The organism is Dyadobacter sp. SG02, from assembly GCF_900109045.1.
Classification (GTDB): domain Bacteria; phylum Bacteroidota; class Bacteroidia; order Cytophagales; family Spirosomataceae; genus Dyadobacter.
In genome coordinates this window covers 23,469-44,381 of the sequence record NZ_FNYL01000010.1, presented here as the reverse complement: position 1 = coordinate 44,381, position 20,913 = coordinate 23,469, and the positions used below count along the sequence as shown (strand labels likewise).

Sequence of the window (20,913 nt, the reverse complement as noted above, 5' to 3'; positions counted from 1 at the left end):
CTGCCCTAACTTTGAACTCTTGTTATTTCAACGACTTGCTGACCTATTCCTTCGGTCACTAAACCTTCAACATCCACCCAAAGATATCCTCTTCTTTGCCGGTGCGGAGGTCGGTCAGGTAAGTTTTAACCTTATTCACGAATGAATCTTCCTTGATTTCGGGTAGCGGGTAGTCTGTGCCTTCGTACGCGATCGTTGCAAACGGAGAGATCACTACCGCGGTTCCGGCGCCGAATGCGGCTTCGAGCTTGCCGGCTTTTAATGCGTCGATGATCTCTTTTACGGTGATACGGCGCTCTTCCACCGGAATCCCCCAATGCTCGGCGATTGAAACGATGCTTTTGCGGGTAATACCGTCGAGCGTGGTTTCAGAAACATGCGGGGTAAGCAGTTTGCCGTCCAGCATGAACATGATGTTCATTGTTCCCGATTCTTCGATGTACTCGTGGTCGCGGGCGTCGGTCCAGATCAGCTGGTCGTAACCTTCCTGTTGGGCCAGTTTCGCCGGGTAAAGCGAGCCTGCATAGTTACCTGCGCATTTGGTAGCACCTACGCCACCTTCCGCCGCGCGGATAAAACGCGTTTCCACTTTCACACGCGGAGGTTTGGCATAATAAGTGCCTACCGGGCTCGTGAAAATGATAAAATAATATGATTCCGATGCTTTGACGCCGATATAAGGGTCGGTGGCAAACATGTATGGACGGATGTACAGTGAGCAGCCGGGTTGTGAAGGTACCCAACCGGCATCCAGACGGAGCAGCTCGGTGAGGCCGTTCATGAAAATCTCTTCCGGGATCTGCGGCATGCAAAGGCGTTCGGCGGATTTGTTAAGGCGTTTCCAGTTATCGATGGCACGGAAAAGCAACACTTCACCTGCGTCGTCTTTATAAGCTTTCATTCCCTCGAAAATAGCCTGACCGTAATGTAGCGCGGCGGTAGCAGGGCTGAGCGAGAGGTCGCCGTAAGGGACGATACGCAGGTCCTGCCATTGTCCGCTTTTGTATTCGGCGATAAACATGTGGTCGGAGATGTTCCGTCCAAAAACGAGGTTGTTGAAGTCAACCTCCTGCAAACGGGATTGGGTGGTTTGCTGAACTTCTATTTGTACTGTGTCGGCTGTCATGATGCCAAAAATTTAATTTTTCAAACGCTTTCCGGAGCTAATACCTTGAAAAAAGGCAGGATTTGGAAATCCCGGCGCATTCTTTCTAAGTCTCGCAATTTAAAAAATTTAATCTATAAATAATTGATATTTAGTATAACAATTATTTTTGCCGGGAAACCCTCGGTTGCCACGTAACTTCCTCGATTCCCAGCTCATGCGTCATGGCGCGGCAGAGCATAAAAAGGTAATCGGAGAGGCGGTTGAGGTAGCGGATCACGATGAGTTCCACTTCTTCGCCCTGCTGCAAATGGATCACCGCGCGCTCGGCCCGGCGGCAGACCGTCCTTGCAATGTGCCCGAAAGATACCGACTGATGCCCGCCCGGCAGGATGAACGCCCGCAACGGAGGTACGGCGGCATCGATCAGGTCCATTTCCTTTTCGAGCAATGTAATGTCCTCGTCATGGAGGTCAGGCAATATTCTTTTTTTCTGGTCGGGCTCGGAAGCGAGGTGCGAGCCAATCGTGAACAGGCGGTCCTGAATTTCTTTGAGCAGGTCTTTGCGGCTTTCATTCACAGGCTGGTCGCGGAGCATTCCTATGTAACTGTTCAGCTCATCGACCGTCCCGTACGCGTCTATGCGCACGTGCGCCTTACTCAGGCGCGTACCGCCAATGAGCGCGGTAGTGCCTTTATCACCGGTTTTGGTGTAGATTTTCATGTGTTGGGATTAAGCCTTTGCTTTCTTTGCGGACTCGGCTTTAATGAGTTCTTCGAGCGTGCACTTTACAGTTTCCAAATTGATAAATTCTTTCTCGATTTCACGCATTTCTTTTGCGGTATGACTGTTTTTGATAACGGCGATTTTATTTGCCTTTAATGTTTTCATGGTAGTAGCGGATAGTCTGTTTGTTGGCAGGCCAGCAGCTTATCGGCCTGATCAGTCGTTTGTCAACAGTAAATACAACGACATTAATTATCTGTGAGTTTCCTGTATCTACGGCATTGAAGCGTTGCTCGCCGCCTAATCTTGTTCCTGTTTTTATAACGAGATTCGGGTCGTCAAAGACACTTTCAACCTCTTCCACGGTATTTTTTCTCTCAGGATGGTCTTCGATAACATGTCTCAGGTTGTGTGGATCCCATTCAAATTGCATCGCCGGAAATTATAATGTGTGTTAATACAATTAGGTTTTGGAAGCTTCCCGACCTAATTTTGCACCCGATTTACTATGGCGAAAAGACCTCTATTTAGGGTACCTAATTCATGAAAGTTACAACATTTGCAATAAAGATCTGGCGCTGGGCATCTTTATTATTCGTTATCGGGGCGCTGGTTTGGACGTATTCCCTCTTCCCTGAAATGGTCGCGGTGGATTTTGCGGATAGCGGCCTCGCAGAACGTTATGTCGAAAAAGGGCACATTTTTTATATCGTAATGGGGCTTTTCCTGCTGAATAACGTGGTGATCACCGGCATCGCCCGGCACATTCCGAATGTAGACCCGATGAACCTGCCTATTCTGAAACGCAGGGAATGGGCGCAGCATCGCGCGGAACTCAACGAGCATCTTACCAACTGGCTTTTTTGCCTCGTAGCAGTGATCAATACGATCACCGGTTTCAGTCTGATGGCGTTGGCGACGATCAATAGTACCAACTACAAAATGGACGTTTTCGATTTCTCCTGGCTGTACTATGCAAGTCTTGCGCTTGTTTTAGGCGTATTCCTGCTTCCATTGCGCCTGCTATGGCCGCCCGTGCAAGACGATAAACTGTAATTTGGCGAGGTATGCAAGGTAAAATGGCGGAGGAGCAAGCATCGTGGCGGCAAGAGGCGGAGGCGATCGATTTGGAAAGCTATACCTACGATTTGCCCGACAACCGCATTGCAAAGTATCCGATGGAAGTTCGCGATCAGTCGAAACTGATGGTGTACAAAGGCGGTGAAATCAATCATCTGCGGTTTACCGATATTACTTCCCAATTACCCGCAGATACCCTTCTGGTTTTCAATGATACCAAAGTAATCCCGGCACGGGCGCATTTCCGGAAAGAAACGGGAGCCGTGATTGAACTGCTGCTCCTGCATCCCGAACTGCCCACAAGGGTGATCAACGACGCGATGCTGGTAAAGCATTCGTGCGTGTGGGAATGTATGATAGGCAATAAAAAGCGTTGGAAAGCGGGAGATGCATTATCAAATGTCATACAAGTAAGTGGGACGGAAGTGCATTTGCAGATTTCGTATCATGATTATGAGCGCAATTTGGTGAGGCTAACCTGGGACGCCGACGTTACGTTTCTGGACCTGGTGAAAGCATTGGGTGAAATCCCGTTGCCGCCCTATCTGAACCGCGATACCGAGGAGCCGGACAAGGAAACTTACCAAACCGTTTACGCGCACCACGACGGCGCCGTTGCCGCTCCCACAGCCGGATTGCATTTCACGCCACGCGTTTTTGAGGCATTAGCGCAAAAAGGCATCCGCAAATCGTTCCTCACCTTGCACGTGGGCGCCGGTACTTTTCAACCTATTAAAGTCGAGAAGGTTACTGAGCATCGGATGCATTCGGAGCAAGTGGTGTTTACAAGGAGCTTAATTGATAACCTGCTTCAATCGGTTGATCACATTGTGCCGGTAGGTACTACTTCATTGCGTTCGCTGGAAAGCCTGTACTGGTATGGCGTGAAGCTCTTTAAAGAGGAAACGACAGAATTTAATATCGAAAAACTCTATCCATATCCCTGGAAAGAGGCAGAACTCCCATCCGCGGCCCAATCTCTGCAAGCCGTCGCCGATTATATGGATGCTGCAAATCTTAATGAAATCGTAGGTGAAACCGAGATCTTCATTTTTCCGGGCTATCGTTTCCGCTTATGCCGCGGGATAATTACCAATTACCATCAGCCAGGCTCCACGCTCATTCTCCTTGTGGCCGCATTTGTAGGAAAAGATTGGAAAACGATCTATTCCGAAGCATTGGCCAACGATTACCGCTTTTTAAGCTACGGCGATTCGTCGCTCCTTTGGCTCGTTGACGAGGCTCGGTAGTTTTATTAGTTGATCTTTTCCTGCTATTTGTTGTTTAAAAAACAGTAAATTATGGGATGTGTAAAGCTAATTGACCGGAGAATGACTGTCGAGGAATACTTCGAATTGGACGAACAAAGTGATATTCGCTATGAATATTTTAACGGCGAAATGTACCCTATGGCCGACGATACGTTGAACCATAATGAGATTGTTTCAAACATTCGAGCGGCCTTTTCAAGTTTTTTTCGTCCCCGAGGGTGCCGGGCATTTTCGGAAACCATCAAGTTAAAGGCATCAGATGTCTATTACGCCTACCCGGATGTGATGGTTACCTGCGCGTCGAGCGATCTGTCAGGATCTTACATTGTCGAACATCCCAGTATAGTGGTTGGAGTCGTATCCAAAACGTCAGAGCATACCGACCGTGTTTTTAAGTTAAAAGAATACAAAAGAGTAACTTCTCTTAAATACTATCTTCTCGTGGAGCAAAATGACTATCGCGTCGAGCTCTATTCACGTTTAGAACAAACGGATCTTTGGACCTATCACACATTTAATAATCCAACCGACCTCGTCCGCCTCGATGCATTCGATTTCGAAATGAGCCTCGAAGCGATTTATGAGAACATCGAGTTCATGCCGGAAGAGTTCGCGCCGGAGGAGTAATTCAAAAGCATTGTTGCACCGCAACCACCTTACTCGCAGCGCTCACTCCATTCTCGTTAAAAGCCTCAATAGCAAAATAATAAGGCACGCCTACATTGAGCGCGCGCAGCTCGAAGGTGTTCGGTTCGTCGTTCCAGAACTGGTAGGTCTGGTATAATTTATCCGGGGCGATGCCCCATAGCACATTGTAACCTGTCGCTTCCGGTACTTTTTCCCACTTCAAATCCGCATTGCGGGCGTCTTTCTGTCGGATGGCGGTGAAAGTCGCGGGCGTTTGCGGCGCTTTGCCGAAACCGTTTCCGAAAATCCTGATTTCGCTGATCGCCAATTTCGGCGACGCCACGTATACGTGCTCATAGCGTACGTACCGCGCACGGACAGGCGCCGGGAGCTCGATGTAGGCGCAGGGGCGATCCCGTTTGGGCTCTTTGGTAAGGTCGCTCGCGAGATCCCATTTCTTGCCGTCTTTTGAGGTCCAGATTTTGAATTGCGTGTAGACCTTTTCGGGCTTGTTGTCGAAAATGTCGGATTTGTAGTCGGTATAATTGACTTGTATTGCTTTTACTTCCTGTTCGCTTTGCAAGTCGATCGTCAGCGTTTCGCCGGGCTTGTTTTGCTTTGCGGCCCAGAATGTCCTTGGATTTTCGTCTGTGACCTTTTGCGCGGACATGGTGTCGAGCGTTGACGAGGCAGTTACGGGCTTTTTATAGGATAGCAGCATCCAGCCGGTGAAAAGCTCGTCGCCTTTGCCGGTCCAGGTTTTGGTGGTTATTTTGTGCGGGAAATCGCCGAAACGGGTATTGGCGAACATTTGACCGTCCTTATCGAACCCGGCGGCGTAGCGCACAATGCGACGCTCCATAGCCCAGTTCAGGCCGATCCACGAGGTGCCGGTATTCCAGTAATTACCGAAATTGTCCTGAAATGTATTGCCATGACCGGCGCCCGTCGCGAAACCACCCGGTTTGTAGGAAACAGGGTTATAAGTAGCGTAGGTGAAGGGCCCGAGCGGCTGGTCGCTGACGTATGTCCCATTGGCATACACATTATATTCGGTACCCGGCGCGCCGTATTGCAGGTAATATTTGCCTTTGTGCTTAGTCATCCAGGCGCCTTCGGTGAAGGGTTTGAATGGGTCCGAATGGTTTGGCCCGAAGCGCTCCCAACCGTGCTCATATTGATTTAGCCAAAACAAAGACTGGTATTGCCCCTTGAATGCAAGCCGTTTGGAATAATCCAGCTCCGAGCCGAAAATGGGGTAGACATTTGACGAGCCCCAATACATATACCATTTGTCGGTATCGGGGTCGTGGAACAAAGCGGGGTCCCAGGGGCCGATGTCCTTTGGTAACCGGGGCGTCCAGCGATTGTAGAACTCCCAGATGCCTTTTTCGGGGGCAACGGAATACAATATCGGCCGCGATTCAAATGTGGATTGAAATAAAAACAATGTATCGCGAACGGAAACCGCCGCGGGTGCGCACATGTCCTCGAAAGGCCAGCGGTTGGCGGTCAGGTATTTCCAGTTAAGCATGTCTTTGGAATGCCAGTAACCGCCTGAAATGGTTACGAAAAGAAAGTATTCGCCTTTGTGATTGATGATCACCGGGTCGGCACCGGAGCGGTAGCTGATATTGTCGTTGAGCTGCTCGAAATTGTATTTGTAGTCGATGTCCATCGGATTGCAATAAGTGCTCTGGGCAATGGCAGGCATCGCGCTGAGCATTAGTGTTAAACCGATGAATATTCCGAAAATGCGTAACAACATGATTTTGTTGATGATAGGATACATATTATTCTTTTAATCCTCCAAAATTACCTGTTTTTGGATTAATAATCTTTCGGGTGCGCAAAACCATTGTGTCTTTAAGAAGTTTTGAAACCGATAACCTTTACCTTTGCGGTCGATTTTGAAATAAGCAACATTTTTTAGAATGGCGATTGATTTTATAGAGGAACTACGCTGGCGGGGCATGCTGCACGACATGATGCCGGGAACACATGAGCAACTTCAAAAGGAGATGACATGCGGTTATATCGGCTTCGACCCGACGGCTCCTTCGCTGCACATCGGTAACCTCGCTACCATTATGCTTTTGGTGCATTTCCAGCGCGCAGGCCACAAGCCGATCGCATTGGTGGGTGGCGCGACCGGGATGATCGGCGACCCTTCCTTCAAGGCGGCCGAGCGGTCATTCCTCGACGAGGATACATTGCGGATCAACCAGGAAGGTATCCGCAAGCAGCTCGAATCATTTCTGGATTTCAATTCCGGTGAAAATTCGGCCGAAATGGTCAATAATTACGACTGGTTTAAGGATATTGGCTTTTTGCAGTTCCTGCGCGATGCAGGCAAGTATTTGAGCGTCAATTATATGATGTCGAAGGATTCTGTGAAAAAGCGTCTGGAAACCGGTATTTCTTTTACCGAATTCTCCTACCAGCTTTTGCAGGGCTACGATTTTTATCATTTATATAAAAACAAAAATGTCCGGCTGCAAATGGGCGGTTCGGATCAATGGGGCAACATCACGACCGGTACGGAGATCATCCGTCGCAAAGAGGGTGATGATGAAGGCTATTTCAAAGCATATGCATTGACCACGCCGCTCGTTACCAAAGCCGACGGCTCCAAATTCGGGAAAAGCGAAGGTGGTAACATCTGGCTCGACCCGGAACGCACTTCGCCTTACCAGTTCTATCAGTTCTGGCTCAACCAGAGCGACGAGGATATGCCGCGCTACCTGCGTGTTTTCTCACTGAAAGGTCGCGAGGAAATCGAAGCATTGGAAACCAGCCATGCCGCCGAGCCGCATTTGCGCAATATGCAAAAGGCGCTGGCATCCGAGCTGACGATCCGCATTCACTCGCAAAAGGCATTGGATCTGGTGTTGAAAGCATCGGAAGTTCTGTACGGTAAGGCGACATTGGAAACGCTTAAAAGCATTGAAATAGATGAGTTCGACACTGTTTTCGACGGCGTGCCCCAAACGGAAATCACCCGTGTCGAATGGGACGAATGCGCCAACATTACCGACCTCGTTTCGACCGTAACCCGCGGAGAAGTGTATGCTTCGAAAGGCGAAGCGCGCCGTGCGATCCAGCAGAATGCGGTGAGTGTGAATAAATCGAAGGTTACCGCCGCGGAGCAAACGTTGAGCGACTTCGCATTGCTGCAAAACAAGTTTTTGTTGATCTCAAAAGGTAAGAAGAACCACCTGATTAAGGTAATATAGTGGTTTGAAATGCTTGGCGGGCGATTAGCGCTTGCCAAGCCGTTCAAAACTGAAAATAGCGGCGTCTTTATTTTTCTTTCCGGCAATCAGGTCTGTGATAATGCCGGCGGCGATAATGCTGAAAAGGATGCCGTTTCCGCCAAATCCCAATGCGAATAAGGTATTTGGATGCTCCTTCACACCACCGATAAAAGGCAAGCCATCCTCAGTCTCGGCAAATGTGCCGCACCAGGTATAATCCGTCACAAACGGCAGGTCCGGAAACATGCTGCGGGCATTCTTTTCCAACTCTCTGGATTTCCGGTTAAGCAATTTGTCCCTTTTGACGGCGCTTTGGAACATTTCGTCCTTGCCGCCGATCAACACCCGGTGATCTTCGGTCGTGCGTAAATACAGATAAGGCCGGGCACTTTCCCACAGCAATGCATTTTCGTACCACAATTCCTTTCTTTCCGGCATAGGCTTGCTCACGATCGCGTAGGAGGAATGTAGCCGTACGAAATTGTGCGATATCAGTTTTTGCGATTCGTAACCTGCTGCAACAATCAGCTTCTTTGTTTTGACGATATTTCCGTTGTCCAATATCAGCGTAACACCCGCCCGATCATGCCGGATGTCGGTGATTTCCACCGTATCATACACGCGCGCACCCTTCTGAATGCACTCCTGTAAGAGCGCATGCGCGAGCGCGTAGGCGTCCACCTGCGCGGCATCGTGCGAAAGGATCGCGCCGCTTTTGCGGATACCTGGGAAATGGGAACGTAGTGTGGCCTGATCCCACCATTCTACATCGATGCCGATCTTTCTGCGCGCCTCGTATTCTTTTTCCAGAAGCGGTAAATCATCTTTTTTCGATGCATAATACACGCTTTTCATGAGCGAAAAGCCGGTTTTGACCTGCAATGAACCCACAATTTCGCGGGCCTTATGAATGGCCTCTATGCAAAGAAGATAGCTGCGTACGGCATTCTTTTCTCCTACCAGGCCGATCAGGTCGGTTAGCATGGTGTCGATCTCGTATTGCAGCAATGCCGTGGAACCGGACGTGCTTCCCATCCCGATATGCCGTTTTTCCAGCACTACCACCGGAAATCCTGCCTGCGTAAGATGCCAGGCAAGCAATGCGCCGGTGATACCGCCGCCCATAATCACGATTTCCGCTGTCAGGTTTTCTGTTAAAGCAGGGTAAGCATGCATCGCCCCATTTTTGTAGAACCAATGAGGCTGGCCACTGAGTAGATCCATCAGGTGTTTTGGTTGAACTGATGAATCTGAGACTCCAAAATTTTGTACCAGGGGCAGAGCCCCAAATACTTGTAGAAATGGTCGCGTTTCCCCCAGATTTAAAAGGTGCAGCGCACCATCACCCCTTCCCGGAAAACGTATTCAATACCGGCGCCGCAGTCGGATTATATTGATAGGACTGCCAGGTGTGGTCATTGTAGATTTCGACAATGCGGTAGCCTTTGTAGGTCGTTCCCCAGTTGCCGCCGAAATGGCCGTCGAAGAAGTAGGGCTTTTTGCCGTAGATTTTGGTGCTGTCCTGGTCGTGGTCGTGGCCGTTGAAAATGGCCTTCACATTAGGTGTATTTTCGAAAAGTTCGATCACTTCCTTGCATTCGATGCCGTTCACGGTCCATTTGGCCGGGGTAATGTGCAGAAACACGAAAATGCCTTTTTTGTCTTTGTATTTGGCGAGTTCGTTGCGCAGCCACGTAGCGTCGGGGCATACATATTCGCCTTTTTCATTTGACGTATCACCAACTACAAATGCATATTCGCCTTTCGCAAAACTATGGTTGGTGGGGTAGCCCCAGGTGCTTTGCCACACATCCAGTGCCACTTTGTCGTGGTTGCCGCGACTTACATAATAGGGCACACTGAGGTTCGAGATCGTGTTTTTAAAATCGTAAAGCAGGGTAGGGTCGTCGTGGATGAGGTCGCCGTTGATGAAGAGGAAATCCACCCCTTTTTGCAGTTTTTCACGGTTTACCCAACTTACCAGGTCGGAATGGAATGCCTTGAACTCTGTGTCGGGTTGTCCGTAATGTCCGTCGGATGCGACGATGAACCGTAATGCGATGTTGGCCGCCGGTTGAGCCTTCGCGGGTTCTGACAAATAGGTGATTCCGGATAATGCAGGCAGGAGTTTAAGAAAAGACCGTCTCTGGAAAGTCATGGTTTAACGGGTTTGGATGATCGGAAATAGGGGTTTCATGCGTGTTCAAAAATAGCTATTCGTCCGTTATATTTCCTTAATCTTGCACATTGTTAAGCATATTTAATAAAAACCTGAATACATGGACCGGCTTATTCTGCAAAAAGCAGCTTCCTATTGCGCTTACCAGGAGCGCACGCAGGACGAGGTGAAACAGCGGCTGAAAAAATGGAATGTGTGGGGCGACGAAGCCGACGAGATCATCGCAGAGCTGATTTCCATGAACTACCTCAGCGAGGAACGCTTTGCGAAAACCTATGCCGGAGGGAAATTCAGGGTGAAAAACTGGGGCCGGATGAAAATCCGGCAGGAGCTGAACCGCCGCGGGCTGAGTGCTTACAGCATTGAAAAAGGGATGAACGAGATCGGTGACGACGATTATGTGTCGGGCTTGCGCGAGTTGCTTGCGAAGAAGCGGGTTCTGCTGTCGAAAACGGAGACAGATCCTTTTAAATTGAAACAGAAGCTGGCCAGGTTCGCGCTGGCAAAGGGGTATGAAAGCGAGCTGGTGTGGAAGGAAATAGGAGAGTTATAATGTAGTATTGGTATGTCACCCTGAGCAGAGTCGAAGGGTAGCTGCGTTTCGTATTTGCTTCGACCTCGCTCAGGGTGACAGATCGTTTAGAAGTCGGAGTCGAACGAAATTCTGTGCGCGGATTCTTTGTCCTTCACACCACTCATCACACCTGCTTTCTGGTATTCTCCTACCCGTTTTTCGAAGAAGTTGGTCTTGCCCGGAAGCGAGATCAGCTCCATGAAATCGAATGGGTTGGCCGAGCCGAACTGTTTGGGGCAGCCCAGTCTTTCGAGCCAGAAATCCGCGATGTATTCGATGTATTGCTTCATCAAATCGGCATTCATACCGATCAGCGACACCGGAAGCGCTTCACTCACGAACTCTTTCTCGATTTCCACCGCGTCGAGCATAATCTCGATCACGCGCTCTTGCGGCAACTGGTTCAGAATGTGTTTGGTATATAGCAAACATGCAAACTCGCAGTGTAAGCCCTCATCGCGGGAAATCAGCTCGTTCGAGAATGAAAGTCCGGGCATAAGGCCACGTTTTTTCAGCCAGAAGATCGAACAGAACGACCCGGAGAAGAAAATCCCTTCCACTGCTGCAAATGCGATGATGCGTTCCGCAAAAACAGGGCTGTTGATCCATTTCAATGCCCAGTCAGCTTTTTTCTGCACGCATGGGATGGTTTCGATCGCCCTTAGCAGCCTGTCTTTCTCAACCGGATCTTTAATATAGGTGTCGATCAGCAGCGAGTAGGTTTCGGAGTGGATGTTTTCCATCGCAATCTGGAACCCATAGAAGCATTTAGCTTCGGCATATTGCACTTCGCTAAGAAAGTTGACCGCCAGGTTTTCATTGACAATCCCGTCGGATGCCGCAAAAAATGCCAGTACGTGGGAAATGAAATGCCTTTCTCCGTCATTCAGGTTCTCCCAGTCCTTCATATCCTGCGACAAATCGATTTCCTCGGCTGTCCAGAACGATGCCTCGTGACGTTTGTACATTTCCCATATGTCGGAATGCTTGATGGGGAACAAAACAAACCGCAAGGGATCTTCTATCAACAGGGGTTCCTGTCTGGTAAGTTCTTGTGACATAGTTAATTAGAGTATTTTACTGGGATCAGAATGATATAACGTTATTACTTGCCGTTGGCTCTGACAGCCGGGCCGGAAGAAAACAAAGCTACACGCTTTGGGCTAAAATTCAAACAAAGTTGTCGACATCCGACCGATGGAAAACCTGAACCAACCCTATCGGTAATTATTAATGTGATGCAGGTGAGACTCTGGGTATAATGCAGGGAGGTGGTGCTTTGGATGTCTACCCCGGAAATATTCCATATCGTTAAATTCATAGCCCATGCCCGTAACAGGCCCGAGGAGGTACGTCAATTTGTTCCGGAACATCCGTAACCCTTTCGAATATATCTTCGACAAATTTCACGACCGTGGCAGGACGCTACGCTTTGTCACGAAACCCAACAGCCTCCGTTTCGACGTCCCTGCCAGCCTACACCAGGTGTTCAAGGAAATATTTATGGCCGACGTATACAACATCGGGACGCTGACGGGCGTAATGCCTGATGATCCGCTGGTGATCGATATCGGCGCAAACGCCGGTTTTTTTGATATATTGCTTTTATCTAAAACAAAGAATGCTCAAATTTATGCGTATGAGCCTCTGAGCAGTAATATCGAACGAATGCGTTCCATTGCATCCTCCAATCGCAGGTTTGATAAAAGCGTGACCATCAATCCTTTTGCCGTGACAGGAACACCCTGCGAAATGTTGCGCCTATACGCACAGGACACGGAAGATAATCAGGTGGTCGCTTCTTCGTTAAAAGGTTTTAATACTGATAATACAAAGGAGCTGTGGATTCCTGCCGTTTCATTTTCGGAAATCATGGCTGGTATTCCGAAGGCAAAGGTCGATTTGCTGAAAATGGATTGCGAAGGAAGCGAATATGATATTATTTTGAACACGCCGCCGGATGTTGTGCGCAGGGTTGAAAGAATGTTGGTTGAGGTGCATGATATTGATAGTCAGTTTAATGTAATTACGTTTAGCCAGTATCTTGAAGAGCTGGGCTATCATGTGAGTTACATGCCCATTAACGGTTTTTGTTATGCACTGGAAGCGTGCAAAAAATGAATAATCATTTTATGTCAAAAAGAATTCTGATTGATTGCGAGAGGATGAGGCACCCTCATACCGGGCTTTACCACTATTGCCTTCAATTAGGGAATTCCATATTAAAAAAGGTTGGGAACGATCAGGAAAAAATTGCCTTTTACTTACCTAATTCGGCAGAGCATGCTTTTGGCGAAAATGCCAATTATGTTTCCCAGCATTTTATTCACAAACTGTTTTTCCCGGATACCAAATCGGTTGATATCTGGCATTGCACCTACCAGGGTTCAAGGTATTTTCCGTTTGGGAAAAAGGTTTCGGTGGTTCTAACAATCCACGACCTGAATTTTCTTTATGACGGCAACAGATCCGAGAAACGTATCAAGAAGTATTTGAACAGGTTGCAATTAAAGATAGACCGGGCCGATCATATCGTAGCGATCTCTTATTATGTTCTGGAAGATTTAAAAAAGTACCTCGAATTAGGGAATAAGCCCACATCAGTAATTTACAATGGCTGTAATATCGATGATACCGGTGTAATTAATGTTCCGGACAAGCCGATTGAGCAGCCATTCCTGTTTACGATCGGAACGATTGTCGGGAAAAAAAATTTCCATGTACTGCCTGCATTGCTGGCGGGTAATGATTTTAAGCTTGTTATTGCGGGGATTGAAAGCAGCCAGGAATATAAGAAGGCGATTATCAAGGAAGCACAGAAGCTGAATGTGCTTGACAGGCTATTTTTTACGGGCCCTATCTCCGAGAACGATAAAAAATGGTATCTGAGCAACTGTACTGCTTTCGTATTTCCGTCCATTGCGGAGGGTTTCGGATTGCCGGTTATCGAGGCGATGTACTACGGCAAGCCGGTCATTTTATCACGCTGTACATCACTACCGGAAATCGGCGGTGACTACGCTTATTACTTCGATAATTTCGAGCCCGAGCACATGCGTAATGTATTGAATGCGAGTCTTGAAGACTATAATAAAACAAAACCCAGGGAAAGAATCCGGGATAGGGCCAGATTCTTTTCCTGGGATAGGGCAGCTTCGGAATACCTTGAGTTGTATCGAAGCCTTGTTAATTCAGTTTAATTACCTGCTGGTATTTCAGCATCATCCGGAAGTTATTGATCACATCAATAATACCAATATCCGAGTGATGTTTTTTCATTTCCCTGTTAAAGGCTACTTTCTTCGCTTGCAGGTTGTCCCGGTTTTTAAAGAAATCCCAGTACGCTTCTACTTTAAAGAATTGTAGCGTCAGCAGGCCGAGCAATACATCACAAAGCAGGATTTGCAAATGCCATAATTTCAGGTCCATACCTTGCAAATGCAGGTAGTGAACGTAGTAACGGTTCCTGAAATGGATTCTTTTGATGGCCTTTTTATGATTGTGGTTTTTGGTGCTGGCCGAAACCTCGTGCCGGCAAACGGCATCATGTTCGTAATAGCATTTCCAGCCCAATCGCCACGCGCGGATCGAAAGCTCCTGATCTTCGCCATAATACGGATTGAACATTTCATTAAATCCGTTAATGGCTTTCAGTTTTTGTGTATCCATTAATGCAATTGCACCTGACAAATAAAATGTCGGCGTAAAAGCATTGATATTTTGCAGATGAAAGAAATCCGATGACTTTATTTTTCTTCCTGAAATTTTTGGTTCTCTGGCAGCTTCACGAATGAAATCATCATTCATACCAATAACCCTTCCCATTACACCAAAAGTATCTTCCAATTCGAAATACTTATAGAGTTTTTCCATGTAACCGGGTTCGAGGGTTACATCCGTATTAAGAAGAAAAATCAGGTCATTGGTGGCATTCTGGATGCCTATATTGCAAGTATCTGAAAACCCCGAATTGGTATCTTTACGAATCAGCGTGATCTTGTCACCGTAATGTTCTTGTAAATATGCAACAGATTCATCCGTGGATGCATCGTCGATTACAATAATCTGAACACTGGTTTCGAGTTTTTGAAGGACCTTATAATTATGCTCAAAATATTTTTCGAACAGATGTTTCCCGTTATAATTGGGAATTACTACTGATATACTTTTCATATACAATCGGTTATCAAGTTAGTTGAGCGTTTTTTTAATACCCGATTCTTCAATATTTCCTTGTAACAGGATGGCGTTCATGATCTTCTTCTTTGGTGAAATTATATAGCTCATTTCCATATCCTTGCGGATATATTTTGTACAAATATCAAGCCAGCGCTCGCGGGAGCTACGCCGCCTGAAGTTATGACTCTGCTGTTAGGGAAATGGTTGGAAGAGGGTTGATCGCACAGGGCATAAACCTGGGCGCGGAAATATAACTTCTATACTAACACTATGGCGAAATATTTATTGTATTCGCTTACAACATTAAAGATTACATTAAAATTATACCTGTAACGTATAATCATTAGAAAAAATAACAAACCGATAAAGATTCCTTTCTAAATCCATTTTTTTCTTCTGAAAAACCAAAGGACTACAAGCGATGAGAAGACCATCAGCAGCAGTGAAAGCCAGAACCCCCACGGTTCACCGGTGGAGGGTATGTGCTGGTAGTTCATACCGAAAATACCGGCGATCAGCGTCGGCGGCATAAAAATGATCGTTACCACCGTGAAAATCTTGATTACCTGGCTCTGTTCGAGATTGATCAGACCCATGAAGGTATTCTGGAGGTATTCGAGTCGCTCGAAATTGAAAGTGGTGTATTCGAGAAGAGAGTTAATGTCTTTGAGGATGATACGCAGGTGCTCTTTCCTGTCCTCGGGGAAGTACTGGCTACGGAGAATGCCGGAGAGTACACGCTGCTTATCGATGCTCGTTTCGCGAAGCATCATCGTGATTTCCTGCAAACCGCTGATGCGGATCAGGACTTCCTGCCGTGTTTTTTGTTCGTGCGTGAGATCCTTGCTGATGGCCGAAATGTCTTTGGAAATGCCTTCGAGCGCATCCGCATCCGCCTCAATGCGGGTTTCCAGTAGCAATAGCATAAAATCGACGCCTCCCTGTATACTTTCCGGGCTCACTTTCATCTTTTTTACGGTATCTGCAAACGTTTTCGAGTCACCGCGGCGGTAGGTAAAAAGCACATTCTGATGCAGGATGAAGGACACCGGATATGTTTCGTAGCCCTCCCGCTCTATTTTGAGGAAGTTGGAGTTGGCATTGATTGTCTCGTTCTGTTCGAAAAAACGGGAGCTACTTTCGATTTCTACGATTTCCTGGGGGGTCTGAAAACTGATATTGCATTTGTTCTCCACCCACTCCTCTTCTTCGGCGCTCGGAGACTGTAAATCCACCCACACGAGGTTCGGGATCTTACCCAGTTCGCGGATATCGTTTTCGCGCTTAATGACTCTGCCGTCCTTATAGAATATGCGTACCATGCGTCAAAGTTGGGGAAAAAAGCCATACGCTTAGCCGTTCGTTCATCGGTGCTGCATTGGCTTGGAGCACTTACCGGTTAAAGCTAACTTGTATTCGCTTAACTACACGCACTTGTGAAAGAGAAATTTTACCCGTTCGAGGCTTCGGACGATTACTTGTCCTTTTGGTTCGAAAGCTGCTCCTCGGGTTGCAGGATTCAGAAGTCTGTGGAGTTTGAGGAGATAGGAGTCGATCTTTATAACTTGGCATTCGGCGATATGGATAAGAAGGGGCAATTAAATGATATGGTAGTGAGTAATAATGGTGACATGAGAAAAGTTCTTGCCACCGTCGTAAAGACCGCTTTGGCGTTTTTTGAGATGTATCCTGATAGAAGTATTTATTTCTCAGGAAGTTCATCTTCAAGAAATCGGTTATATCGGGCCATTTTAACAAGAGATATTGAAAATTGGAGTGGTATATTTGAAGTACAAGGGATAATGCAAGGCATGCCTGTCCAGTTTTCGCAGAATCTGGATTTTGAAGGGTTTCTTATTAAACGAAAATGACTAATGAAGGAGAAAAGACAGCCGCTCGTTGATTTATCAAAGATTAAAATAAATTCCAATTTGAAAAGTCATCGGAACGACCCATTCGTTGTCCGCAAAGTCGAAGAGGCGAAGAGAGTACTGGCACCCTATCTAAAGGAGCTCGCCGATAAGTCGAAGTAAATTCCGCTGTTTCTGTAAAGTATCGTAAATTTGTGCGATGCAAAATACAGGTTCAAGTGGGATATTGACGACGCAGTTCTGGCTGCTGGGCCTTAGCTCGTTTCTCTTCTCATCCAGCTTCAATATGCTGATACCCGAGCTCCCGGCTTACCTTTCGAGCATGGGCGGGGCCGAATACAAAGGGGCAATTATCGGTTTGTTTACATTAACGGCAGGTCTTTCCAGGCCATTCAGCGGTCGGCTTACCGATCGCGTCGGGCGGGTTCCCGTGATGGCCTTCGGTTCGCTGGTATGCTTCGTTTGCGGGTTTCTGTACCCGATCTTCACCACGGTAATGCCTTTTCTGCTGCTCAGGCTGGTCCATGGCTTTTCGACAGGATTCAAACCGACCGGTACCGCCGCCTATGTGGCTGACATTGTGCCGGCCAACCGCCGTGGGGAGGCGATGGGCATCCACGGCATGTGTATGAGCGTAGGGTCCGCATTTGGGCCGGCGATAGGGAGCATGATCAGCGAGGAATTTTCGTTGAATGCCCTTTTTTACACCTCGTCGTTACTCGCATTTCTCTCCATTGCGATCCTTTTGAATATGAAGGAAACTTTGCAGGAGAAGCAAAAACTTTCCTTAAAGTCATTTCAAATCACCCGCCGTGACATTTTCGAGCCCGATGTTTTCAGTCCGGCACTCATTACATTTCTTTGCTATTTTGGTTTCGGCGCAGTGGCTACGGTCACGCCGGATTTTAGCAACTACCTGGGCTTGCAGAACCGCGGGTTGTATTTTATGATGTTTACCATCTCCTCCATTATGGTAAGGCTCTTCGCGGGTAAAATATCCGATCGCCATGGCCGTATGCCGGTCACAATTGTAGGGTGTATTATCCTGATCATCGCGATGATCCTCACCGGTTTTGCCGAATCCGTGGAGATGTTTCTCACCGGAGCCGCATTCTTCGGGATTTCAATGGGCATCCTGTCACCGGTACTTTCCGCCTGGACGGTCGATTTGAGCGGCGACCATAACCGCGGCCGGGCGATTGCGACGATGTTTATTTCCCTGGAAGCAGGCATTGGCCTCGGGGCATTTCTTTCTGCCGAATTATTTGCAAACCAGCGAGAGAATCTCCCTCTGGTATTTTTCAGCATGGCGGCGTTTGCATTGGCTGCCCTTTCTTACACAGTAGTTATTTATCAGTTTAAAAAGCGTCGCACCCGTGTTATTTGACGATACCTACCGAACCATTGCTAATCCAGCGGAAGGCTTTTTCAAGGATAAGGGGAGTAAATTTCTGGCCTATGCTTATCCTGTCGAGAACGACGAGCAAGCCAAAGCTAATCTGAACGAACTGCGCGAGCTACACCCCAAAGCAGTTCACCATTGTTATGCCTATCGCCTGGGCGCCGACAGGATGAGTTACCGCATGAGCGACGACGGTGAGCCATCGGGAACAGCGGGGCGTCCGATTCTCAATGCATTATATTCGAGGAATATCACGAATGTGATTGTCGTAGTAGTGCGGTATTTTGGCGGGACGCTGCTTGGGGTGCCGGGCTTGATCAACGCTTATAAAACCGCTACCGAGGAGGCCCTGAATGTAGCAGAAATTATCACACGGCATTATTTCAGTGTTTATCGGCTTTCATTCCAATACCCGCAAATGAATGACGTCATGCGGATCGTCAAGGAAATGGAGCTTCCCGTGCGTACGCAGGAATTTGAAATGCAATGCACCATGGAAGTAAAAGTACGCTCCACGCTCGTCGAGCGGTTTATGACGCGCTCGGAGAAAGTAGAGGGCCTTTCCGCGGAACTGGCTGACTAGTTGTTTTCGCGAAGCATTCGCACGAAATCGTCTTCATATTCCTTGATCGCTTTCAGTAGTTCCTGTAATTCCTTTTCCTCGGGAGTACCTTTCTTGGCATCGAATATCTCGTCGGCACGCTCCGAGGCTTTTTCGTATTCGCTTTCGTTCGTGATTTTCATGATGGCAGCTGTTTGAATGTTTTCTCAAAAGTATTTCATTGTTTTTCAAAGCACAAAAAAACCGGCACGAAGGCCGGCTCTTTTGGGGTGCGTTAGTGGGTTAAATGACTGTTAATACTCTGGATTTTGTATCAAAGTCGGTTTGCCGTCTTTCTGGCTGTTCAGGATTTCGTCTTGTGGAATTGGGAAATACAGGTTTTTCTTTGTGAAAGTTTTACCTGCCATATAGCCCCGCTTGTTGAACGTACGTCCCGACGGCTCCTTGCCTGGTACGGCTTCTTCAGCGGCATATTTGTTCAACACTTTTTCCGCGATGCCCCAGCGCACGAGGTCGAAGAAACGGTGGCCCTCCATGGCGAATTCGAGGCGTTGTTCCATGCGTACCGCGTTTCTTGCATAGTCAGCACCTTTTGCGGCGAAGGTTCCTGCCGGATAAGGTTCCACTTTGTAAGTAACGGTTTCATCCTGCACCGAACCGGTTTTCGCGCGGATTCGGATTTGGTTCACCAGGTCCTGAGCCACTGCGAGGTTGCCCAATTCGATTTCGGCTTCGGCCAGCCACAGTAACACATGTGACAACTTGATCAGGCGGTAGTTGTTATTTACGTTCCGCTTGCTGGTCGAGTGGGTAGTGCTGTTTTCTTCCGCCAGATAATACATCCATTTTTTACCGGTGAATGGTCCTGCATAAGCCTGGTCACGGATCCAGGTCGAGCCTGGCATCGGGCCCCAGTCGAGGAAGTTCACGCCGCGGCGACCGACGGTCCAGTCGAGGCGGGGATCAACGGGAACGGTTTTGTCCAAGGTGAATGCAGCCGAAGCCACGATTCCCTGGTCGTTTGGCAAATCCACTTTGTTGTAGGTATCCAGTGAGCCGTCGGCGGCGGCACCGATCATCGGAAGCCCGTTTTCGGTTTTGAATGCATTTACAAGGTTATGCGAAGCCTGATAGAAACCGCAGCATCCGCGTCCCGGAGCCGTCGCCGAATAGGGCCAGTTCAGGTTATCGCCGGCATTACCATTGTTACCGTTCGTTCCGTCGTTTACCGAGAATTGTACCTCCATAATCGACTCGATATTGTTGTTGCCGGTTGTGCGGTAGTTGTCATGATAATTGGCAACGAGTTTTTTACCTGAATTTTTAACAACATCATCCAGCAACTCTTTCGCTTTGAGCCATTTTTTCTGGAAAAGAAGCGCTTTGGCGAGATATGCCTTGGCTGCCCACTTGGTAGCGCGACCTTTCTGAGTCTGTGTGGCAGGAAGGTTGTCGGCTGCAAACTGGAAATCGGCTTCGATTTTCCCCCAGATATCTTCGGTATTAGGGACTTTGGTCGAATTTGGATCACCGGCGTTGTAAATCTTTTCATCGATGAATGGCACGTTGTTCCACATTTTCTTGGCCTCGAAATGATAATGGCCGCGCAGGAAACGCGCTTCCGCAACCACCTGGGTCTTTTCAGCGTCGGTCATATCCTTCACATCCGGACTTCCTGCGATTTGGATTGTCTCGTTGGCACGGGCAACGCCGTCGTAGGAATGCCACCATTTGCCGAGGAAATAGGTATTGTCGGAAAGCCAGTTGTATTGTTCGATGAACGATTGCTCGGGCTGGTCACCGGCATCTGTACCTTTCACAGCGTCGTCACTGCTGATACCTCCGAAAACATAGTTCGAAATCGTCGACTGGCGACCGGTGTTACCGGCACCCACACCATCGAGTAGCGAGTAAGCGCCGATGAGCAGCGCATTTACGCCGTTTTTGTTACTGAGCTGCTCTTTCGACGCGCGCCCCTGCGGTTTCAGATCGAAGAAATCGTCGGAGCAGGAGAAGCTCAGAGCGACTAACATGCATATTAAAAGTGACTTTTTCATTGTATGGTTCTATATAATGAAG

General features: G+C 47.9%; 22 protein-coding genes. 10 read left to right on the top strand and 12 right to left on the bottom strand.

Features of this window, described 5'->3' with window-relative positions; translation table 11 throughout:
- Positions 1 to 58 precede the first annotated feature (58 nt).
- From BMW93_RS22440 to BMW93_RS36320, 4 genes are all read right to left on the bottom strand, one after another.
- Positions 59 to 1,126 carry a branched-chain amino acid aminotransferase gene (locus tag BMW93_RS22440; RefSeq protein WP_090381614.1) on the bottom strand — a complete coding sequence of 356 codons (1,068 nt, stop codon included), beginning with the start codon at positions 1,124 to 1,126 and terminating at the stop codon, positions 59 to 61.
- A 142-nt stretch (positions 1,127 to 1,268) separates the two neighbouring features.
- Positions 1,269 to 1,829, bottom strand: a complete 561-nt coding sequence (locus tag BMW93_RS22435; protein ID WP_090381611.1) for a cob(I)yrinic acid a,c-diamide adenosyltransferase — start codon at positions 1,827 to 1,829, stop codon at positions 1,269 to 1,271.
- Between the two features lie 9 nt (positions 1,830 to 1,838).
- Positions 1,839 to 1,997, bottom strand: a complete 159-nt coding sequence (locus BMW93_RS35545; RefSeq protein ID WP_177194172.1) for a hypothetical protein — start codon at positions 1,995 to 1,997, stop codon at positions 1,839 to 1,841.
- The gene (locus BMW93_RS36320) at positions 1,975 to 2,265 is read right to left on the bottom strand and encodes a BrnT family toxin (protein ID WP_090381607.1); all 291 of its coding nucleotides are present in this window, start codon (positions 2,263 to 2,265) and stop codon (positions 1,975 to 1,977) included. Before BMW93_RS36320 ends, BMW93_RS35545 begins: the two co-directional genes overlap by 23 nt.
- A 110-nt stretch (positions 2,266 to 2,375) precedes the next feature.
- Between BMW93_RS36320 and BMW93_RS22425 the strand changes: the two genes are divergently transcribed.
- The 3 genes from BMW93_RS22425 to BMW93_RS22415 all read left to right on the top strand — a co-directional run bounded on the left by BMW93_RS22425 (position 2,376) and on the right by BMW93_RS22415 (position 4,810).
- Positions 2,376 to 2,888 (top strand): glycerol-3-phosphate dehydrogenase/oxidase, encoded by a 513-nt coding sequence (locus tag BMW93_RS22425; RefSeq protein ID WP_090381604.1) that lies wholly within the window; start codon positions 2,376 to 2,378, stop codon positions 2,886 to 2,888.
- 11 nt (positions 2,889 to 2,899) lie between these two features.
- A complete protein-coding gene (locus BMW93_RS22420) occupies positions 2,900 to 4,162 on the top strand; it encodes an S-adenosylmethionine:tRNA ribosyltransferase-isomerase (protein WP_229240694.1) in 1,263 nt (420 codons plus the stop codon).
- Positions 4,163 to 4,243: 81 nt separating this feature from the next.
- On the top strand, positions 4,244 to 4,810 hold the full coding sequence (locus BMW93_RS22415) for a Uma2 family endonuclease (RefSeq protein WP_177194171.1): 567 nt from the start codon (positions 4,244 to 4,246) through the stop codon (positions 4,808 to 4,810).
- Position 4,811: 1 nt separating this feature from the next.
- Here BMW93_RS22415 and BMW93_RS22410 read toward each other — a convergent pair whose 3' ends face one another.
- Positions 4,812 to 6,602 carry a discoidin domain-containing protein gene (locus tag BMW93_RS22410; RefSeq protein ID WP_090381599.1) on the bottom strand — a complete coding sequence of 597 codons (1,791 nt, stop codon included), beginning with the start codon at positions 6,600 to 6,602 and terminating at the stop codon, positions 4,812 to 4,814.
- Between the two features lie 148 nt (positions 6,603 to 6,750).
- Here BMW93_RS22410 and tyrS point away from each other — a divergent pair, with 148 nt between their 5' ends.
- Entirely contained in the window at positions 6,751 to 8,046 is a 1,296-nt protein-coding gene (gene tyrS / locus BMW93_RS22405; RefSeq protein ID WP_090382125.1) for a tyrosine--tRNA ligase, read from the top strand.
- A 24-nt stretch (positions 8,047 to 8,070) separates the two neighbouring features.
- Here the strand turns inward: tyrS and BMW93_RS22400 are convergent, their stop codons facing one another.
- Positions 8,071 to 9,291 carry an FAD-binding oxidoreductase gene (locus BMW93_RS22400; protein ID WP_090381596.1) on the bottom strand — a complete coding sequence of 407 codons (1,221 nt, stop codon included), beginning with the start codon at positions 9,289 to 9,291 and terminating at the stop codon, positions 8,071 to 8,073.
- Positions 9,292 to 9,409: 118 nt separating this feature from the next.
- Entirely contained in the window at positions 9,410 to 10,225 is an 816-nt protein-coding gene (locus BMW93_RS22395) for a metallophosphoesterase (protein WP_090381593.1), read from the bottom strand.
- A gap of 121 nt (positions 10,226 to 10,346) precedes the next feature.
- Here BMW93_RS22395 and BMW93_RS22390 point away from each other — a divergent pair, with 121 nt between their 5' ends.
- Positions 10,347 to 10,799 (top strand): regulatory protein RecX, encoded by a 453-nt coding sequence (locus tag BMW93_RS22390; RefSeq protein ID WP_090381591.1) that lies wholly within the window; start codon positions 10,347 to 10,349, stop codon positions 10,797 to 10,799.
- Between the two features lie 86 nt (positions 10,800 to 10,885).
- Here the strand turns inward: BMW93_RS22390 and BMW93_RS22385 are convergent, their stop codons facing one another.
- Complete coding sequence (locus BMW93_RS22385) at positions 10,886 to 11,881, bottom strand: ribonucleoside-diphosphate reductase small subunit (protein WP_090381589.1); 996 nt, start codon at positions 11,879 to 11,881, stop codon at positions 10,886 to 10,888.
- Positions 11,882 to 12,323: 442 nt separating this feature from the next.
- On the opposite strand from BMW93_RS22385, the gene BMW93_RS22380 reads away from it, so the two are divergent.
- Together BMW93_RS22380 and BMW93_RS22375 are read left to right on the top strand one after the other, a co-directional pair.
- Positions 12,324 to 12,941 carry an FkbM family methyltransferase gene (locus tag BMW93_RS22380; RefSeq protein ID WP_229240689.1) on the top strand — a complete coding sequence of 206 codons (618 nt, stop codon included), beginning with the start codon at positions 12,324 to 12,326 and terminating at the stop codon, positions 12,939 to 12,941.
- Positions 12,942 to 12,985: 44 nt separating this feature from the next.
- The gene (locus BMW93_RS22375) at positions 12,986 to 14,020 is read left to right on the top strand and encodes a glycosyltransferase family 1 protein (protein ID WP_090381584.1); all 1,035 of its coding nucleotides are present in this window, start codon (positions 12,986 to 12,988) and stop codon (positions 14,018 to 14,020) included.
- Here BMW93_RS22375 and BMW93_RS22370 read toward each other — a convergent pair.
- Both BMW93_RS22370 and corA read right to left on the bottom strand, forming a co-directional pair.
- Positions 14,007 to 14,993 (bottom strand): glycosyltransferase family 2 protein, encoded by a 987-nt coding sequence (locus BMW93_RS22370; protein ID WP_090381582.1) that lies wholly within the window; start codon positions 14,991 to 14,993, stop codon positions 14,007 to 14,009. The two genes, BMW93_RS22375 and BMW93_RS22370, sit on opposite strands and share 14 nt — an antisense overlap.
- Positions 14,994 to 15,376: 383 nt before the next feature.
- The gene (gene corA, locus BMW93_RS22365) at positions 15,377 to 16,321 is read right to left on the bottom strand and encodes a magnesium/cobalt transporter CorA (protein ID WP_090381579.1); all 945 of its coding nucleotides are present in this window, start codon (positions 16,319 to 16,321) and stop codon (positions 15,377 to 15,379) included.
- 114 nt (positions 16,322 to 16,435) lie between these two features.
- On the opposite strand from corA, the gene BMW93_RS22360 reads away from it, so the two are divergent.
- From BMW93_RS22360 to BMW93_RS22350, 3 genes are all read left to right on the top strand, one after another.
- Positions 16,436 to 16,870, top strand: coding sequence for a DUF6934 family protein (locus BMW93_RS22360; protein WP_090381577.1), 435 nt, complete (start codon positions 16,436 to 16,438; stop codon positions 16,868 to 16,870).
- Between the two features lie 199 nt (positions 16,871 to 17,069).
- Positions 17,070 to 18,257 carry an MFS transporter gene (locus tag BMW93_RS22355; protein ID WP_090381575.1) on the top strand — a complete coding sequence of 396 codons (1,188 nt, stop codon included), beginning with the start codon at positions 17,070 to 17,072 and terminating at the stop codon, positions 18,255 to 18,257.
- On the top strand, positions 18,247 to 18,855 hold the full coding sequence (locus BMW93_RS22350; protein ID WP_090381572.1) for a YigZ family protein: 609 nt from the start codon (positions 18,247 to 18,249) through the stop codon (positions 18,853 to 18,855). Before BMW93_RS22355 ends, BMW93_RS22350 begins: the two co-directional genes overlap by 11 nt.
- Here the strand turns inward: BMW93_RS22350 and BMW93_RS35540 are convergent.
- Both BMW93_RS35540 and BMW93_RS22345 read right to left on the bottom strand, forming a co-directional pair.
- Positions 18,852 to 19,016, bottom strand: coding sequence for a hypothetical protein (locus BMW93_RS35540; RefSeq protein ID WP_177194170.1), 165 nt, complete (start codon positions 19,014 to 19,016; stop codon positions 18,852 to 18,854). The genes BMW93_RS22350 and BMW93_RS35540 overlap by 4 nt on opposite strands.
- A gap of 111 nt (positions 19,017 to 19,127) precedes the next feature.
- The gene (locus BMW93_RS22345; RefSeq protein WP_090381570.1) at positions 19,128 to 20,891 is read right to left on the bottom strand and encodes a RagB/SusD family nutrient uptake outer membrane protein; all 1,764 of its coding nucleotides are present in this window, start codon (positions 20,889 to 20,891) and stop codon (positions 19,128 to 19,130) included.
- Between the last annotated feature and the right edge of the window lie 22 nt (positions 20,892 to 20,913).

Bases quoted from the DNA above. Each gene is read 5' to 3' on its own strand.
- BMW93_RS22440 (WP_090381614.1), bottom strand. From the start codon at position 1,126: ATGACAGCCGACACAGTACAAATAGAAGTTCAGCAAACCACCCAATCC.
- BMW93_RS22435 (WP_090381611.1), bottom strand. From the start codon at position 1,829: ATGAAAATCTACACCAAAACCGGTGATAAAGGCACTACCGCGCTCATT.
- BMW93_RS35545 (WP_177194172.1), bottom strand. From the start codon at position 1,997: ATGAAAACATTAAAGGCAAATAAAATCGCCGTTATCAAAAACAGTCAT.
- BMW93_RS36320 (WP_090381607.1), bottom strand. From the start codon at position 2,265: ATGCAATTTGAATGGGATCCACACAACCTGAGACATGTTATCGAAGAC.
- BMW93_RS22425 (WP_090381604.1), top strand. From the start codon at position 2,376: ATGAAAGTTACAACATTTGCAATAAAGATCTGGCGCTGGGCATCTTTA.
- BMW93_RS22420 (WP_229240694.1), top strand. From the start codon at position 2,900: ATGCAAGGTAAAATGGCGGAGGAGCAAGCATCGTGGCGGCAAGAGGCG.
- BMW93_RS22415 (WP_177194171.1), top strand. From the start codon at position 4,244: ATGACTGTCGAGGAATACTTCGAATTGGACGAACAAAGTGATATTCGC.
- BMW93_RS22410 (WP_090381599.1), bottom strand. From the start codon at position 6,602: ATGTATCCTATCATCAACAAAATCATGTTGTTACGCATTTTCGGAATA.
- BMW93_RS22400 (WP_090381596.1), bottom strand. From the start codon at position 9,291: ATGGATCTACTCAGTGGCCAGCCTCATTGGTTCTACAAAAATGGGGCG.
- BMW93_RS22395 (WP_090381593.1), bottom strand. From the start codon at position 10,225: ATGACTTTCCAGAGACGGTCTTTTCTTAAACTCCTGCCTGCATTATCC.
- BMW93_RS22390 (WP_090381591.1), top strand. From the start codon at position 10,347: ATGGACCGGCTTATTCTGCAAAAAGCAGCTTCCTATTGCGCTTACCAG.
- BMW93_RS22385 (WP_090381589.1), bottom strand. From the start codon at position 11,881: ATGTCACAAGAACTTACCAGACAGGAACCCCTGTTGATAGAAGATCCC.
- BMW93_RS22380 (WP_229240689.1), top strand. From the start codon at position 12,324: ATGGCCGACGTATACAACATCGGGACGCTGACGGGCGTAATGCCTGAT.
- BMW93_RS22375 (WP_090381584.1), top strand. From the start codon at position 12,986: ATGAGGCACCCTCATACCGGGCTTTACCACTATTGCCTTCAATTAGGG.
- BMW93_RS22370 (WP_090381582.1), bottom strand. From the start codon at position 14,993: ATGAAAAGTATATCAGTAGTAATTCCCAATTATAACGGGAAACATCTG.
- corA (WP_090381579.1), bottom strand. From the start codon at position 16,321: ATGGTACGCATATTCTATAAGGACGGCAGAGTCATTAAGCGCGAAAAC.
- BMW93_RS22355 (WP_090381575.1), top strand. From the start codon at position 17,070: ATGCAAAATACAGGTTCAAGTGGGATATTGACGACGCAGTTCTGGCTG.
- BMW93_RS35540 (WP_177194170.1), bottom strand. From the start codon at position 19,016: ATGAAAATCACGAACGAAAGCGAATACGAAAAAGCCTCGGAGCGTGCC.
- BMW93_RS22345 (WP_090381570.1), bottom strand. From the start codon at position 20,891: ATGAAAAAGTCACTTTTAATATGCATGTTAGTCGCTCTGAGCTTCTCC.